The sequence below is a fragment of the Dolichospermum sp. UHCC 0260 genome (genome assembly GCF_009711985.1).
GTDB lineage: Bacteria > Cyanobacteriota > Cyanobacteriia > Cyanobacteriales > Nostocaceae > Dolichospermum > Dolichospermum lemmermannii.
This window is the reverse complement of the sequence record NZ_VIKZ01000068.1, coordinates 1-14942: the sequence shown is the minus strand read 5'-3', so window position 1 is coordinate 14942 and position 14942 is coordinate 1. Positions and strand designations below refer to the sequence as shown.

The 14942-nt window shown below is 39.7% G+C and carries 13 protein-coding genes; 3 read left to right on the top strand and 10 right to left on the bottom strand.

Features of this window, described 5'->3' with window-relative positions:
• Nucleotides 1-60: 60 nt before the first annotated feature.
• Nucleotides 61-1338, bottom strand: a complete 1278-nt coding sequence (locus FJR08_RS20390; RefSeq protein WP_168634366.1) for a pitrilysin family protein — start codon at nucleotides 1336-1338, stop codon at nucleotides 61-63.
• A 409-nt stretch (nucleotides 1339-1747) separates the two neighbouring features.
• Nucleotides 1748-2455: a hypothetical protein gene (locus tag FJR08_RS20385; RefSeq protein WP_168634365.1), complete on the bottom strand. Its 708-nt coding sequence runs from the start codon at nucleotides 2453-2455 to the stop codon at nucleotides 1748-1750.
• 189 nt (nucleotides 2456-2644) lie between these two features.
• Between FJR08_RS20385 and crtD the strand changes: the two genes are divergently transcribed.
• Entirely contained in the window at nucleotides 2645-4159 is a 1515-nt protein-coding gene (gene crtD, locus FJR08_RS20380; protein WP_168634364.1) for a C-3',4' desaturase CrtD, read from the top strand.
• A 417-nt stretch (nucleotides 4160-4576) separates the two neighbouring features.
• Here crtD and FJR08_RS20375 read toward each other — a convergent pair whose 3' ends face one another.
• Both FJR08_RS20375 and hslO read right to left on the bottom strand, forming a co-directional pair.
• Nucleotides 4577-6652: a chromosome segregation ATPase gene (locus FJR08_RS20375; RefSeq protein ID WP_168634363.1), complete on the bottom strand. Its 2076-nt coding sequence runs from the start codon at nucleotides 6650-6652 to the stop codon at nucleotides 4577-4579.
• Between the two features lie 164 nt (nucleotides 6653-6816).
• Entirely contained in the window at nucleotides 6817-7722 is a 906-nt protein-coding gene (gene hslO / locus FJR08_RS20370) for an Hsp33 family molecular chaperone HslO (protein ID WP_168634362.1), read from the bottom strand.
• A gap of 194 nt (nucleotides 7723-7916) precedes the next feature.
• Between hslO and FJR08_RS20365 the strand changes: the two genes are divergently transcribed.
• On the top strand, nucleotides 7917-8300 hold the full coding sequence (locus FJR08_RS20365; protein WP_015081402.1) for a hypothetical protein: 384 nt from the start codon (nucleotides 7917-7919) through the stop codon (nucleotides 8298-8300).
• Between the two features lie 50 nt (nucleotides 8301-8350).
• On the opposite strand, the gene FJR08_RS20360 is transcribed toward FJR08_RS20365, so the two are convergent.
• Nucleotides 8351-9220, bottom strand: a complete 870-nt coding sequence (locus FJR08_RS20360; RefSeq protein ID WP_174783181.1) for a CPBP family intramembrane glutamic endopeptidase — start codon at nucleotides 9218-9220, stop codon at nucleotides 8351-8353.
• A 315-nt stretch (nucleotides 9221-9535) separates the two neighbouring features.
• Entirely contained in the window at nucleotides 9536-9961 is a 426-nt protein-coding gene (locus FJR08_RS20355; RefSeq protein WP_015081404.1) for an AbrB family transcriptional regulator, read from the bottom strand.
• A 1234-nt stretch (nucleotides 9962-11195) separates the two neighbouring features.
• On the opposite strand from FJR08_RS20355, the gene FJR08_RS20350 reads away from it, so the two are divergent.
• The gene (locus tag FJR08_RS20350; protein WP_174783179.1) at nucleotides 11196-12191 is read left to right on the top strand and encodes a succinate dehydrogenase/fumarate reductase iron-sulfur subunit; all 996 of its coding nucleotides are present in this window, start codon (nucleotides 11196-11198) and stop codon (nucleotides 12189-12191) included.
• 127 nt (nucleotides 12192-12318) lie between these two features.
• Here FJR08_RS20350 and FJR08_RS20345 read toward each other — a convergent pair whose 3' ends face one another.
• The 4 genes from FJR08_RS20345 to psbX form a co-directional block, all read right to left on the bottom strand.
• A complete protein-coding gene (locus FJR08_RS20345) occupies nucleotides 12319-12843 on the bottom strand; it encodes a TolB family protein (RefSeq protein WP_015081407.1) in 525 nt (174 codons plus the stop codon).
• 109 nt (nucleotides 12844-12952) lie between these two features.
• Nucleotides 12953-13510, bottom strand: coding sequence for a TolB family protein (locus FJR08_RS20340; protein ID WP_015081408.1), 558 nt, complete (start codon nucleotides 13508-13510; stop codon nucleotides 12953-12955).
• A 32-nt stretch (nucleotides 13511-13542) separates the two neighbouring features.
• The gene (locus FJR08_RS20335) at nucleotides 13543-14490 is read right to left on the bottom strand and encodes a Ycf66 family protein (protein ID WP_168634360.1); all 948 of its coding nucleotides are present in this window, start codon (nucleotides 14488-14490) and stop codon (nucleotides 13543-13545) included.
• 151 nt (nucleotides 14491-14641) lie between these two features.
• Nucleotides 14642-14761, bottom strand: coding sequence for a photosystem II reaction center X protein (gene psbX / locus FJR08_RS20330; protein ID WP_015081410.1), 120 nt, complete (start codon nucleotides 14759-14761; stop codon nucleotides 14642-14644).
• Nucleotides 14762-14942 lie beyond the last annotated feature (181 nt).

The following is a 14942-nucleotide window of genomic DNA, read 5'->3' as shown; positions in this document are numbered from 1 at the left end:
CCGTACAGTTGTCAGTTGTTAAGAACAGATTACCAATGACTAATGACAAATGACAAATCATTAAATAGGTTTGATGACAACAACACCATAAGCATCTGGGGAAAGATAATCTTTTGCAGCTTGGATTAAATCAGTTGCTGCCTGTGCTTGAATATATTGGGGATAATTAAAAGCTGGTTCTAAATCACCAATTAATGACTGATAATAACCATACAACCCAGCGCGATCACTTGGTGTTTCATTCCCAAATATAAACCGATTGGCTACACGTTGTTGAACACGGGCAATTTCTGATTCTTTCACAAATTCTGTTTGTAATGTGCGAAGATGTTGAATAATACCTGCTTCCACAACCGCTAAATTTTCGACATCACATTTAGCAGAAATCGAAAACACACCTTGCAATAAATTACTCATATTACTCACAGAAATTGAAGATACTAATCCCCGTTCTTCCCGTAAATCTCGCACTAATCTAGATGTTCTCCCATGTCCTAAAATTCCTGCTAAAACATCAAGTGCATAAGTTTCATCTAATTCCATCAATCCAGGTACTCGCCACATCATTACTAGTCTGGCTTGTTGAAGAGTTTCATCAACAACTTCCCTGCGGACTATTTCTGTAAATGCAGGTTCAGTAATTGCTGCTATTGATGTTAGTTTGTTGGTTGTTTGTTGATAATTTTTACTAAATTCTTCGGCGATAATTTCTACTAATTCTTCTACTGGTAAATTACCCACAGCGACTGCTGTAATTGACTGAGGTTGATACCAATGAGCATGAAAATCTCGCATTTGTTGCGGTTGAATTTGAGAAACAACTGCTTCTGGTCCAAGTACGGGACGACGATAGGGTAAGGTATCAAAAGCGGTTTCCATGACATGACGAGAAATTCGCCGTCGGGGGTTATCCTCAGAACGTCTAATTTCTTCCAAAACTACTAAACGTTCTCGTTCAAAAGCATCATCAGGAATACTAGGATTACAAACAACATCTATTTGTAAAGGTGCTAATTCGGCAAAATCTTTAGGGGCAGTTGTGGTATAATAGTGGGTATAATCTTGGCTGGTGGCAGCATTAGTGACAGCACCGCGCTCTTCAATCCGGCGCTCAAATTCACCACTAATTAACTTCTGTGTACCCTTAAAAATCATGTGTTCTAAAAAGTGAGCCATGCCATTAATCGCATCTGACTCCATTGCTGAACCGGTTTTGACCCATAAATTGAGATTAACCGCGTCTATTGGCATTTGTTCGGCGATAATGGTTAAACCATTTGGCAGATGGTGCAGAGTAGGTGCGTTAAGACACGGAAAATTTAGCAGAGTTGATGTCATTGCTTGTGGTGAGCGAAGAGCTTTGTTACTGCTTCTATCTTACAACTTTCTTGATGGTGTAAACATTGTCAAGACTTTTGAAAGAAGTTAAGAATCTTATTGATTAGTTTTTTCCTTAGTCTCAAACCTCATTTATTTTCTCTATAAATTGTTGTATATAGTAAGTATTATTCCCTGGATTATCCGAAACTAACTTATCATTTATCAAGCCTAATTAATAATTAATTTTAGGACTTACGCAAGACTCATGGAATAACGAACCACAGAGGCACAGAGGTCACGGAGAAATGAGGATTTGAGAGATGTTTTGCGTAAGTCCTAAATTTATTCAAGAATAATTAGGTTGGGACAAATGCCCAACCCACACAATAGAAAAATAAGAAATGTCTCTACACTACTTATTTATTCATTATGAAAATACTGAAGCACTGATTTGTTGTGCTGGGGAAGATGATAAGAATTTCTCGACTAACAATTGCTGGAAAATGTTGACATCATTTTGCCAATTAGCAATTATTTGTTGTAAGTCTTGTATTCTTTCCGTAACGGTATTTCCGGTGAGAGGATAATTCAAGTTACCAGAAAATAAAATAGCTGGTGTTACCTGTTCCCCAAACTGGACATTTACTTGATTAATAGCTAAATTCAGAACTCCCCGTTTTAAGGGATAACTTAACTCTAATCCAGCATTGACTTTACTTCCTCCAAATTCCTGCCAAGAACCTGGGGCTAGAAGTTTACCGCATATATACTGATAAGCATCTGCTTCTGATGTAAAACCGACAACTGCTTTGGGGTTAATTCCTACTGCTTGATACTCTACTTGGGATAATTTTTCAACCAATTGTCGTGCAACTGTGGCAAGTTGAATTTCTGCTGGTGGTTTCCCTGCTATCATCTCTAACACATTCAGTCGGTTAGGTTGAACAATGATTCCCACACCGTTTTTATAAACCAACTGAACTAAATTATTATTGTAAACTGGTTGATTTGCTAGTTCCCAGTCTGAAGGAATAATCCCTGTATATTTGAGGAAATCTGGGTTGAGAACTGCGGGATTGAGATTTTTCGCTACGAGAGAAATTGCTATTTCTGTGAGTTGTAAACTATTACTCATACACTTCTGGTTATGGCTGAATTGATTAACAGTATAAACACTGTCCAATCTAGTATAAGTGAAAAGTAACGTATTTGTAATTATTGATCTAAATAATCAGTAATCAACCTGAGTATACAGTGCTTATACTTAACTTTTAGCTTTAGAGATTGATTTATTGTAAACTAATAATTAGTAATATTAAGAATTATGACAAATCCTACTCACACAAAAAATCAATCCCGCATTATCGTCATCGGTGCGGGTATAGGTGGACTTACAGCCGGGGCATTATTAGCCCATAGAGGTTATAACGTCCTTATCCTCGACCAAGCCATAGTTCCCGGTGGTTGCGCTTCCACATTCAAACGTCAGGGATTTACCTTTGATGTTGGTGCGACGCAAGTTGCAGGTTTAGAACCTGGGGGAATTCATCACCGCATTTTCTCAGAATTAAATATAGAATTACCCGCAGCTACACCTTGCGACCCAGCCTGTGCTGTATATCTTCCCGGAGAGTCCACACCCATTAATGTCTGGCGTGATTCGCAAAAATGGCAAGCAGAACGCCAAAAACAGTTTCCGGGAAGTGAACCTTTTTGGCAATTATTAACCACTTTATTTAATGCTAGTTGGGAATTTCAAGGACGTGATCCTGTTTTACCACCCCGGAATTTATGGGATTTAGGACAATTAATCAAAGCAGTGCGTCCGAGTACATTTATTACCGCACCTTTCACTTTATTTACTGTTGGTGATGCTTTGCGATTATATGGTTTAGGAAATGATCAAAGACTGCGGACATTTTTAGATTTACAACTCAAGTTATATTCTCAAGTTAGTGCGGAAGAAACCGCTTTACTTTATGCAGCAACGGCTTTGAGTGTATCCCAATTACCCCAAGGGTTATTTCATCTCCAAGGAAGTATGCAAGTATTGAGCGATCGCTTGGTAGAATCCTTAGAACGAGATGGTGGTAAACTATTAATGCGCCACACCGTTGAAAAAATCCAAGTTGAAAATAACCAAGCTAAATCCGTAAATATTAAAAATCAGAAAACCGGGGAAACTTGGACAGAATCAGCAGATCATATCATTGGTAATGTCACCGTTCAGAACTTAGTCCAATTATTAGGAGAAAATGCTCCATCTGGATATAAACAAAGAGTAGAAAAACTCCCACCAGCTTCCGGTGCATTTGTGATTTATTTAGGTGTAGATAAAAGTGCAATTCCTCCTAATTGTCCACCGCATTTACAATTTTTATATGATGTAAATAAACCCATTGGAGAAAACAATTCCCTATTTGTATCTGTGAGTCATGAAGGAGATGGCCGCGCACCATTAGGAAAAGCCACAATTATCGCTTCTTCCTTTGTTGATTTTACGACCTGGTGGGAAACTCAAAATTATGAAGAGTTAAAACAAAAATTCACCCAAGAAGCAATATCCAAACTTTCTGAATATTTCTATTTAAAGCCAGAAACTATCATTTATGTAGAAGCAGCCACACCTCGCACCTTTGCTCATTATACAGGCAGAGAAAAGGGAATTGTGGGCGGTATTGGTCAAAGAATTCCTACCTTTGGACCCTTTGGTTTTGCTAATCGGACTCCCATTAATAATTTGTGGTTAGTTGGTGATTCTACTCATCCTGGAGAGGGAACTGCGGGGGTGAGTTATTCGGCTTTGACGGTAGTTAGACAAATTCAAGCTCAAGGGTAGAATTATTTTTTTCACGCAGAGGCGCGGAGAACACAGAGAATTATTTTTCAGCTAGTTTAGCAGTAATGAATTTACCAATACTATGGTAGTATTAGATATATTACCCGTAGAAAAATAAACTATGGTAACGACAGCAATATAAGGATTCCTCACTTTGCGCCTTTGCGTGAGGCTATACTCAAAACGGCTTGATTGTTTGATTCTAACCGTAGGGGTTTAGCACTGCTAAACCCCTACACATCTGGGTTCTTTGTCATTTGGCAAAAGTTTAAATCTCACCCGTGTTTAGTATAATTCATACTTAAAATTAGCAAAATTATAAGTGAAATTCCGAAAACCCTTGAAGATGTAGCTGACTTAGTCAGCTACATCTGTGCTTTAGACAAGGGATGAAGGCTAGAGGCTTTCCTTTATCAATTAATTAGGACTTGCTGAAGGCTGAGATTCTGGAATTGTTGGTGTTTGTTCTGGTGTAGATTCCACAGACGGACTAGGTGGTGATTTGGGAATCATAAGTTGCCGCCAACTTCTAATTTGTTCTTGAGCATCAGTATAAGCACCACTACCACGAGGAATTAACTTGGCTGTATCAATAGCTTTGGCGACATCCACTTCACTTTGAGAGCGTGCCATTTCTAACAACTGTTGACTCCACTGGTCAATAGCAATATTGACATCTAAACGCAAAACGTTCCGATCTGATACACGGTTGGCCAACTGGATAGCTTGAACTAAAGCTTCTGGTGTGCCAGTAACTGCAACTTGCTTGGCCTTTTGCCAACTGTCTTTAGCGCGAATTTGGTCTTGCCAAGTATCTATAGATGATTGGGCTTCACTTGATAAAGCGCGTCCTGAAGAGGCGATTTTTTGGGCTTCACTAATAGCCGTTGTTAAATTACCACTGTCGGCTAATGCCTTGGCTTGATCTAAATATGGTTGATCTTGAATGCGCTCAATTTTAGCTGTCCATAGCCTCATCTTTTTTCTGGCTTCTGGATATAATGCTCGTCCAGAACGAATTTGATTAAGTTCAGCGATCGCTGTTTGCAATGAGTTAACATCCTCACCAATGGCTATTTGTTCTGCCCGATCTAAATATGGTCTATCTTCAATCGTTTCCACTTGTCCACGCCAACGGCCAATTTCTTGACGGGCTTCTGTACCACGGGGATTATTCCCAGGAATTAGCTGTACTTCCGAAATAGCTGCTGTTAAATCATTAACCGTGCCTTGACTGGCGAGATTTCGGGCTTTCTCTAACCGAGAAACATCTTCAATTTCTAATTGCCAACGCGCAATTAATTGTTGTGCCTCATTATAAACATCCCTAGAAGCATCTATTTGTTGCGCTTGAGCAATCGCGGTTTCTAACCCAGCCGCAGTCCCAATAAAAGCACTTCTTTGGGCTTCACCCAAAACCATAAAATCATCAACTTCCGCTTGTAATTCAGGAATAGGCGGAATTTGTCGGGCAATTTCCAATGCTGCATCCGCATTTCGCTCTTTCATCTTTGCTTGTGCGAGTGTGAGCATTTTTCGAGCAAATCCTGATATTAACTCTTTGGCTTTTTGATATAAATAACTATCCGGTTTAATCGCCTCAGCTAGTTTAATAGCTTTGAGTAAATTATCTAAATTGCGACTCTTTGCTAAATCTTCTGCTTTGTAAAGTTTATCCCCATCTTCCCGCGCTGTAACAATAATGTTATTTAATTGATCATATTTAGTGCTTGCCCAGTATTTATTATCTACCCGCAGTAATTTAGCTGTGAGCATAAAAGCCGATTGCCAATGTCGTTGACGCAATTCTTTTTCAGCTTCTTGGTAAATTCCTTCAGCCTTTGACCAAATCGTTTGCCATTTTTGAATTTGTTCTTCAACCAGTTCACTAACCTTGACATCAGGAGGAATTTTTCGGGCTGTAGCGATCGCTTCCTCCAAATTCCCTCCTTGGAAACTCTGATCAGCTAATTTTAAAATATCCCGTGACCATTCCTCCAAAAGACGATTAATTTCGCCTCGTAGTGGGTGATTTTCTGGCAATTGCTTGACGAGAGTAATCGCTTGCAGCAAATCATTAATAGTTTGCTTAGAAGCCGCCAACTGAGCGCAGTGTACCCTCACTGACGCACTAGCCAAAGGCCAGAAAATCTGTGGACAATTAGGGGCAGATGGTAACTTAAACAGGATGGATAGAGCGAGAAAACCCATACTTCCAGGAATTAAAGTTAATACTGCTGCCCAAACTACCCAATTTTTAGTCCAAGGGGGCAATTTCTCAATTAAAACACTGAGATTAAAAGTAGATTCTGAATTATCATTTATCGCCAAACCTGTGCCATCTGGCTTTTTGCTTTTCTTCATGGACTGAGAATTAGCACCAATTGCAGCGGTATCAGCAGTTTGATTATTTGATATATAGTTGGGTTGAAACCCAATTGGTTCTCCTGCTTGGTCCGAAGACCAATTATCTGGAATATCCCGCTCTGTCATTGCTCACACCACACTAATTGAATAGCGATATGAAAGTAGGTAGATCAATATAGATAATTTTATGTTTGCTATCCTAACTTTCCCATCTAGAAAAACCCATCCAAAAAATTCATCACCCTCATCAATAACATTACTGTTTTTTGGTTTGAGTGTGACTAGTTACATTAACCAGAAATTGCAGATTCTCCTTGCAAATCTCCAATTAACTGGGTTAAATCATCACTACTTGCTTGATAAATATTACCGCAAAACTCACAAATTGCTTCTGCACCATTATCTTTCACAATCATGTCTTGTAGTTCCGCTTCTCCCAATATTTTCAGCGCCCCTAGCACCCGATCAAAAGAGCAGCCACAATGAAAGCGTAACATCTGAGTTTCCGGAAATATGTTCAATCCCATATCTCCTAACAAATCGTTAAAAATTTCTGTCAGTGTTTTACCTGCTTGCAGTAATGGCGTAAACCCGGATAAAGCCGAAACCCGTGATTCTAATGTAGCCACTAACTCCTCATCCCTCGCAGCTTTCGGTAACACCTGTATCAATATTCCTCCGGCAGCCGTCACACCCTGTTCTCCCACAAACACACCCAAAACTAAAGCGGAAGGAGTTTGTTCAGAACTTGCTAAATAGTGAGCAACATCGTCACCTATTTCCCCAGAAACAAGTTCTACCGTACTAGAGTAAGGAAAGCCATGGCCAATATCGCGGACTACATAAAGAAAACCTGTACCCACTGCCCCCCCAACATCTAGTTTACCCTGATCATTGGGAGGCAATTCCACAGAGGGATTACCAACATAGCCCCTAACAGTGCCATCTAAGCCCGCATCTGCCAATATCCCACCTAAAAGACCATCGCCCTTAACTCGCACATTTACCCTAGAACCGACCCGTTTCATACTGGAAGCCATCAACAAACCAGCCGCCATACTTCTTCCCAAAGCTGCTGTAGCCACATAAGATAATTTATGGCGTTGTCTAGCCTCTTCTGTTAACCGGGTGGTAATCACGCCTACAGCCTTAATACCACCATCCGCCGCAGTCGCACGAATCAATTGATCTGCCATGAAAAACCTTACAATTCTTTACAAGATGACTTTTATATTCTAAGTTGTTTCGAGTCAGGAGAAGGAAGAAGGAGTCAGGAGTCAGGAGTCAGGAGTCAGGAGTCAGGAGGAAGAAGGAAGGAAGGAAGAAGGAAGGAAGAAGGAAATTACCCAATTACCAATTACCAATTACCAATTACCAATTACTAATTACTATGCTAGGTACATTTCAAAAAAGCCAAATCCGTATTGAAATCGCAGCATCAGCCAATGCCATTCATGACAGTATTTTGCATCCTGCACAACTAAAAAAATGGCTATTGGGGCAAAGTTTCCCCCCAGAAATGCCCACAGAATTACCGTCAGGATTTGAATTTACTACTCACACAGGGCCCATATCCATTCATCATCGAGTAGACGTAGTAAAACCCAATTGTCTGCGCTTACTACTGAGTGGAGGCATTGACGGCTTTCACGAATGGTACTGGGGAGAAGGCTGGATACAATCCCGTTTAGAAGGCATATCCATCCTACCCCTAAACTTAGGACAAACCCTGAGCTTAGTCAGCTTACGCCAATTCTTAACCACAATCAAGTAATTCTTCTATTCTTTGCGCCTTTGCTCCTTTGCGACTTTGCGCGAAAAATACTAATTAACAATTTCAGACACCCATAAAAGCACTACCCCCACCGCCAAAACACACATAATTCCTGTTAACCCCGCGAGGGGTTTTTTATTGATACCTGTCACCCATGCAGAAACTTTATCCGTATAGGTGATTAATCCTGCTGTATCTATAGTAGCGATCGCCCATACCCAACCAGCATGAAGTCCCCAAGCTATCCCTAAATTATGCCCATCAGCTAATCTGGCTAATACCAATACCATACCCATGAGCCATAATCCAGGCAGTTGAGGAAGAGTTTCTGTTTGTTCCCAGACCAAATGTAAGACAGCAAAAATCAAGCTAGAAATAATTGCAGCTAACCAAATTGAATAATTCTGTTCTAATTGAGTGAATATAAAGCCCCGAAATACCAGTTCTTCGATTCCCCCCACAAACAAAGCCACTAGGGAAATTGTCAATAAACTAGATGGTATTAACTTGAGATGAGATTTTTCTAAATAGCACCAACCAGCGCAAATTTGCCCAAGAAATACGATAGCTAGACTGAAAACACCCAAGCCAAAACCTAGCAATAAAGAAGCGAAAATAGAAACTTCCCCTACTAATCCATAATCAGGGAAAGAACCCAATTTCAACCATTGGAATCCCCAGAGAATTAGGGGTACTAATAAATAGAGAGATACTAATAAAGGAATTTTTTGCTCAGGTTGTAAAGATTTATGTATTTGCCAATTTAAGGTAATGGCTAAAATTGCTACTAATGGCAACCAGCAACCTATCCAAACCATAAAAAAAGCCATGACTAAAAATACTGGTGTATCTTTGAGAAACTCCAGCAAAGGATTGGCCGATAACTCTAAAAATGACAGCGCAATAGACATAAAAAACATGACTAACTTCCTGCAACAACAGATTTCTTGATTATTCATCAAGACTCTACTAGAATTTGTGACTAATGGAAGAGGCCAAAACGTTTTTTATGTCTTATGCCACTGAAATTATTTAACTTACCTTTGGGGGTTAAAGTCCCCTGCTTCTACAAGCAGCGGGTTTTGCGTCGGGGTAAAATCCCCGTTGCAAAACGTAATTCTAAATTCTAAATTCTAAATTCTGCATTCTTTTAACTACAGCTACTAATTAGCGGTAGCTTTAGGGATAGATTTTTCAGCATTAAGGGAAAAACCAGCCCTGATAGGTGAAAAAATTTATTCTTCTGCGTCTGATTCATCAGCACCATCATCTGACTGGGTTAATTGTTTGTCACCTTCACCAAGTTGAATTAAGTGAATATGTTTGTAACCTAGTCTAATTTCAAATTCATCACCGGGCTTTAGGTTCATCGCTTTGGTGTAAGTTGCACCAATCACAATTTGACCATTTTGATGAACACTAACCCGGTATGTCGGTTCGCGGCCACGTCCATCTTTTGGTGCTTCTGGGCTGAGGGGAATGCCTCTAGCTGACAATAAAGCATCATAAAAATCTGTTAAATTAACCCGAACTTGGCTATTTTTAGTAACGGTGTAATAACCACATTGCTTTGCTCTTTCCCGACGTGGTAAAGTGGAAAGTTCTTTAACTTTCGCTAGTAATGTTTTTCCAGTTAATGGGGCAGTTGCGGTTTCAGCCATTATGTTCTAATTTTCCTTAATCTCTTCAAATTGATAGCGTAGCATGGCGTTAGCCATTTAAAAATTTTCTTGTGAGTCCAGTATTGAGCAATCAGCGCAACTGGACTTCAGAAATAAACAAAACATGAGGGTGATGGGTGAATTCCTGCTGATATGGAAGCAACGAATGACTCTATCATAGTTATCTATAATAGGTTTCTAAGTCATAGTTACCACAAACATTTATTTCAGTAATTTTACTGCGCTTTTAACCATCATTGGCCATCAGAAATTAAATTATTTTCTCTTTGGGCGCTGTTGTATCGGTGTAACTTCAAGCCACCTTTACAAATCAGGTTAGTTCTACTCCAAAAAAGTCGTAGAGCCAATAAATTACAGGTTTTTCACATTCACCGCCAATCTTACTTGCTTTTGAGTTATCGGCTTGCACCTAATTCTCTTCTTTAGCTGAAGATAGCATAGTATTTGTATGTGGTCTAACGAACATACACCCTTTTATTCTGCCAGTAGAGACATGAATTTTCCAGTCTCTACATTACGAGTAAACTTAGAAGTGTTAGCCGCGCTTATGCGGTTATTGTCTCTAATTTTGTTAGTTCGTAATTTTCTATTAAATACTAGCATGAAATAATAATAGCAAAATATTTTTTGAATTTAAAATTCATATTTCGGTTAAATTTTGATCTCACGCGCTGGAGTTGAGGAGGTAAAATGCAGTAGAGATTTTCCCAAGGCTTCATACTGTCATGAGGAGAATGTCAAGACTTTTATGAAAGTTAATCTAATTCCGACTAGCTTTCTTGGAGTGAATCAGTTAAATTCTAGAGTTTCTATGGCTTCGCTACGCCAGCTATCAGTGACTAGAAACAAAAACCGGGGTGGAAAATCCCCATTATTGATCACCGTCAGATTCAAAGCTCTCGTCAGATTATCTACGTCTGTCTAGGGGAAGAATAAATTTACCACATCTATGGGGTATTTGATAGCCATGAGGAAAGATGTTCACTTGCTTTAACACTTCTATATATTTAAAGATGTAGAATTTTGATAACTAGGGCTTGACGAAAGAAGTATTAAGTGTAAAGGATTAAGGGTGAAGCCTGCGGTCAAGTCAAGCATAAGAGAAAATGTCTGTTTATACTTCATGCTTTGGACTTCATCCCTCCCTAGCTTCATGATTTTGAGGTGGGTAAGGCATAGAAAAGATTTGAACCCAAGATTTGGATTGATAATAATGGAAGTTATTTTTAAGATTACTCGACAACAAGAAAATTCTCACCCTGTTTTCAAATCCTACGTTTTGGAGGTAGAACCAGGGAATACTATCCTGGATTGTCTCAATCAGATTAAGTGGGAACAAGATGGAACTTTAGCATTTCGCAAAAATTGCCGCAATACAATTTGTGGTAGTTGTGCTGTGCGGATTAATGGGCGTTCTGCTTTGGCTTGTAAGGAAAATGTGGGGAGTGAACTGGCTAGACTGGAGAAAATATCATCATTGGCAAATCAGTCTCAGGCTACTCCAGAAATTACAGTTGCACCTTTGGGGAATATGCCTGTAATTAAAGATTTGGTTGTGGATATGAATGGTTTTTGGAATAATTTGCAGAAAGTTGCCCCTTATGTAAGTACAGCAAGTAGACAAGTTCCCGAAAGAGAGTTCTTACAAACGCCTCAAGAGCGATCGCTTCTTGATCAAACGGGCAATTGTATTATGTGTGGGGCTTGTTATTCTGAATGTAATGCTCTGGAAGTCAATCCTGACTTTGTTGGTCCCCATGCCTTAGCTAAAGCCTATCGCATGGTGGCAGATTCCCGCGATAGTAATACAGAAGAACGATTAGAAAACTATAGCGCAGGAACTCAAGGAGTTTGGGGTTGTACTCGTTGTCTATATTGTGATTCAGTTTGTCCTATGGAAGTTGCCCCATTAGAGCAAATCACCAAAATTAAACAGGAAATTCTGGAACGCAAAGAAGCGAGTGATAGTCGAGCAATTCGTCACCGTAAAGTTTTAGTAGATTTAGTCAAACAAGGTGGTTGGATTGATGAACGTCAATTTGGGATGCAAGTAGTTGGTAATTATTTCCGCGATTTACAAGGATTACTTAGTCTTGCACCTTTAGGTTTAAGAATGCTAGTCAAAGGCAAATTTCCCCTTTCCTTTGAACCATCCCAGGGTACTGAGGAAGTGCGATCGCTCATCGAATCTGTGCAAAATACTGATTAGTCAGTTGTTAGTAGGGGCGAAGCATTTGGAAGATAAATTATCGGTCATTGCCAAAAATAGTTCTCCAAATGCTTCGCCCGTACAGTTGTCAGTTGCAAAAGAATATTTCTTTCCTCTGCACCTCTGACTAACTGGGATCTTGAGGAATATTCAATTTTCGCCCAAAACGGTCATAAACTAAAATATCCCATTGTCCATTATTGCTATATTCAAACGCAATTCTACTACCATCAGCACTAATAGTAGGATTGCGGACTTCTCCTTGGATATCACCAGCTAAATTTCGTAATTGACGCACATCTCGATCATAAAAAACAATTTGTGTTCGTCCTTGACGACTAGCAGCAAAAACAATGAATTTACCATTATCAGATGATGCAGGATGGGAAGCAATCGTATCAAAAGAATTTAAACCTGGTAAATCCACCAAATTCCGAGTCACCGTATCAAACATATATACATCTTGACTGCCTCGGCGATCGCTCGTAAACACCATATATCTCCCCGAAATTTGCGGATTTAACTCCGATGAAAAACTATTAAGACTCCTACCCCCAGAATCAAATGGGTAACTGAGTAAACGCGGATAGCCAAAACACCCAGTTAATAGAGTTGAGCATAAAATTAAAATAATTGATAATTTATAATTCATTTAGAGAACAAGGAACAGAGAACAAAAGCAGAAAGGGTTAATAAACAAACCAATTACCAATCCTGAAAATCCTTAAATCCTGGACATCCTGATTCAGACAAAATAAATTTTAATTGGTATTCACCGTTGCACCATTAGGAATATCTAACTCAATAGTTGGACCCCTATCGAGAACTTCAATATCCCATTGTCCACGACCAGCAGATTCAAACGCAACATAACGCCCGTCAGGACTAATAGTAGGATTTCTCACCCAACCACGAAAGGTGGGAGTCAGAATTTGTGAATTTTGCGAAGCCCGATCATAGAGTGCTACAACTGGTCTACCTTGATCACTGGTAATATAACAAATGTAGCGTCCTGTATAACTCAAACTAGGACTTTCCGCAATTACAGATTGTCGGTTTAAGCCCGGTGTGGGCATAAAACTTTGATTTTCTAAATCGTATACTAACAACTGCTGACGACGAGAACGATTGGAAATAAAAGCCAAAAAACGGCCATTACCACTCATTGCCGGTTGTTCTTCAGTATATCGGCTATTCAGAGAAGTTACTCCCATCGGGATATTATCAGCAGCACAAGATATTAGTAAACTTGTCAGTCCAAAAATTAGGCTCCAATAAATAGACTGTTGGAGCCAGAAGCTAGGTGTAAATGTTTTCACATTACTGTTTTCCGTCGTCCACCCCAAATGTTTTAAATATCGTCATCAAAATCGGAATTATCCGGCTCATTATTGGGCTTATTAATGGGATTGTATGGTACATAATCCGTTGGTATAGCCTCATCATCATCCTGTCTTCTAGGCGGAACTGAGTCTCTGGGAGGACGACGTTTTCTGGGTCTAGGAGTAGGAGCAACATCATCCTCTCGGCTTTCTGGGCGTTGGGGGCGATTATTACCGCTATTACTGTTATTACCGCTATTATTGCGACGTGGTGGTTTTCTTACTTCATCTTGAGAATTTGCACCTTCCCAATCATCAACTTGTCTGGGAGCAGAACCCCAATTTTCATCTGTATTACTCTCGCTGGGACGACCGACTGAACGCCCAGAATTAGGACGACGCTTTCTTTCTCCTGAATCTGGTCTTTCCCTGTTCCGTGGGTTTGGTGAACTGCGTGGAGCTTGATCTTCGTAATAGTCATCACGGGGAGAACGTTCATCTCGACTACCCCGAATTCTCGGACGTTGAGGAGCTTCTTCCTCTTCTTCATAAGGTAGCGGTTCTAAATCTGCATCCATCTCAGCTTGATAATTGCGCCGCTCAGAATAAGAATATTTCCTGCTAACCTCGCGTTCATCGTCCACAATGGGAGTATTGCGTTTAGCTTGTTGAGTAGCGATACTCCGCAGACGAATACTTTCAACCGCAAAAAATACCGTAGAACCTACCAAAAGCAACTGACCAAATTGTAAAATTGGATCAAGTCGCCATCCTTGGAAGACAAGAATAAAGCCGCATAATAAGCCAACCGCTGCAAAAAAGATGTCTTGATCTCTTGACAGTTCTGGCCGGACAGTCCTAAGAAAGTACAGTGCTGCTCCAGCTACAGCCAGGAAAATTCCGAGAATACTGGCTGAGTTCGCTCCAAAATTTACCTGAGCTAAAACACTGGCTGAGTTCAGCCCAAAATTAACCATTGGCGTTTTCCTAATATCAAATCTATATTAACGAGTTACACTTACCATCACTATTTTAACCAGTCATAATATTGTAGAAGAAGAATACTGGAGTTCAGAAGTCCAGGAGAAAGGAGAAGACAATTCTTCCCCAGTCCCCAGTCCCTAGGAATTAAAAACGTTGGATTTTATCTTTTTGGCTAATGAAAATTAGACCAATGGTAGCAGGGATAACGACAATCGCAGTCCCAAAAACCAAACTCCAAAGAAAATTTGCTAAAGAGGGTGTCATAGTTCTCAACCTTTTTTTACACAGTTTATTCTCATTTTAATCCTGGATTACTTTCTTGAAAAGTAGAACAGGATTATCTATCCAACTTGGTATCTACTTGATTGATGATCCCAAGTCAATAACTTTGTTTTTCCATTCTCACAATAAAATGACACCATTTAGTTAAAAGAATGCAGAATTT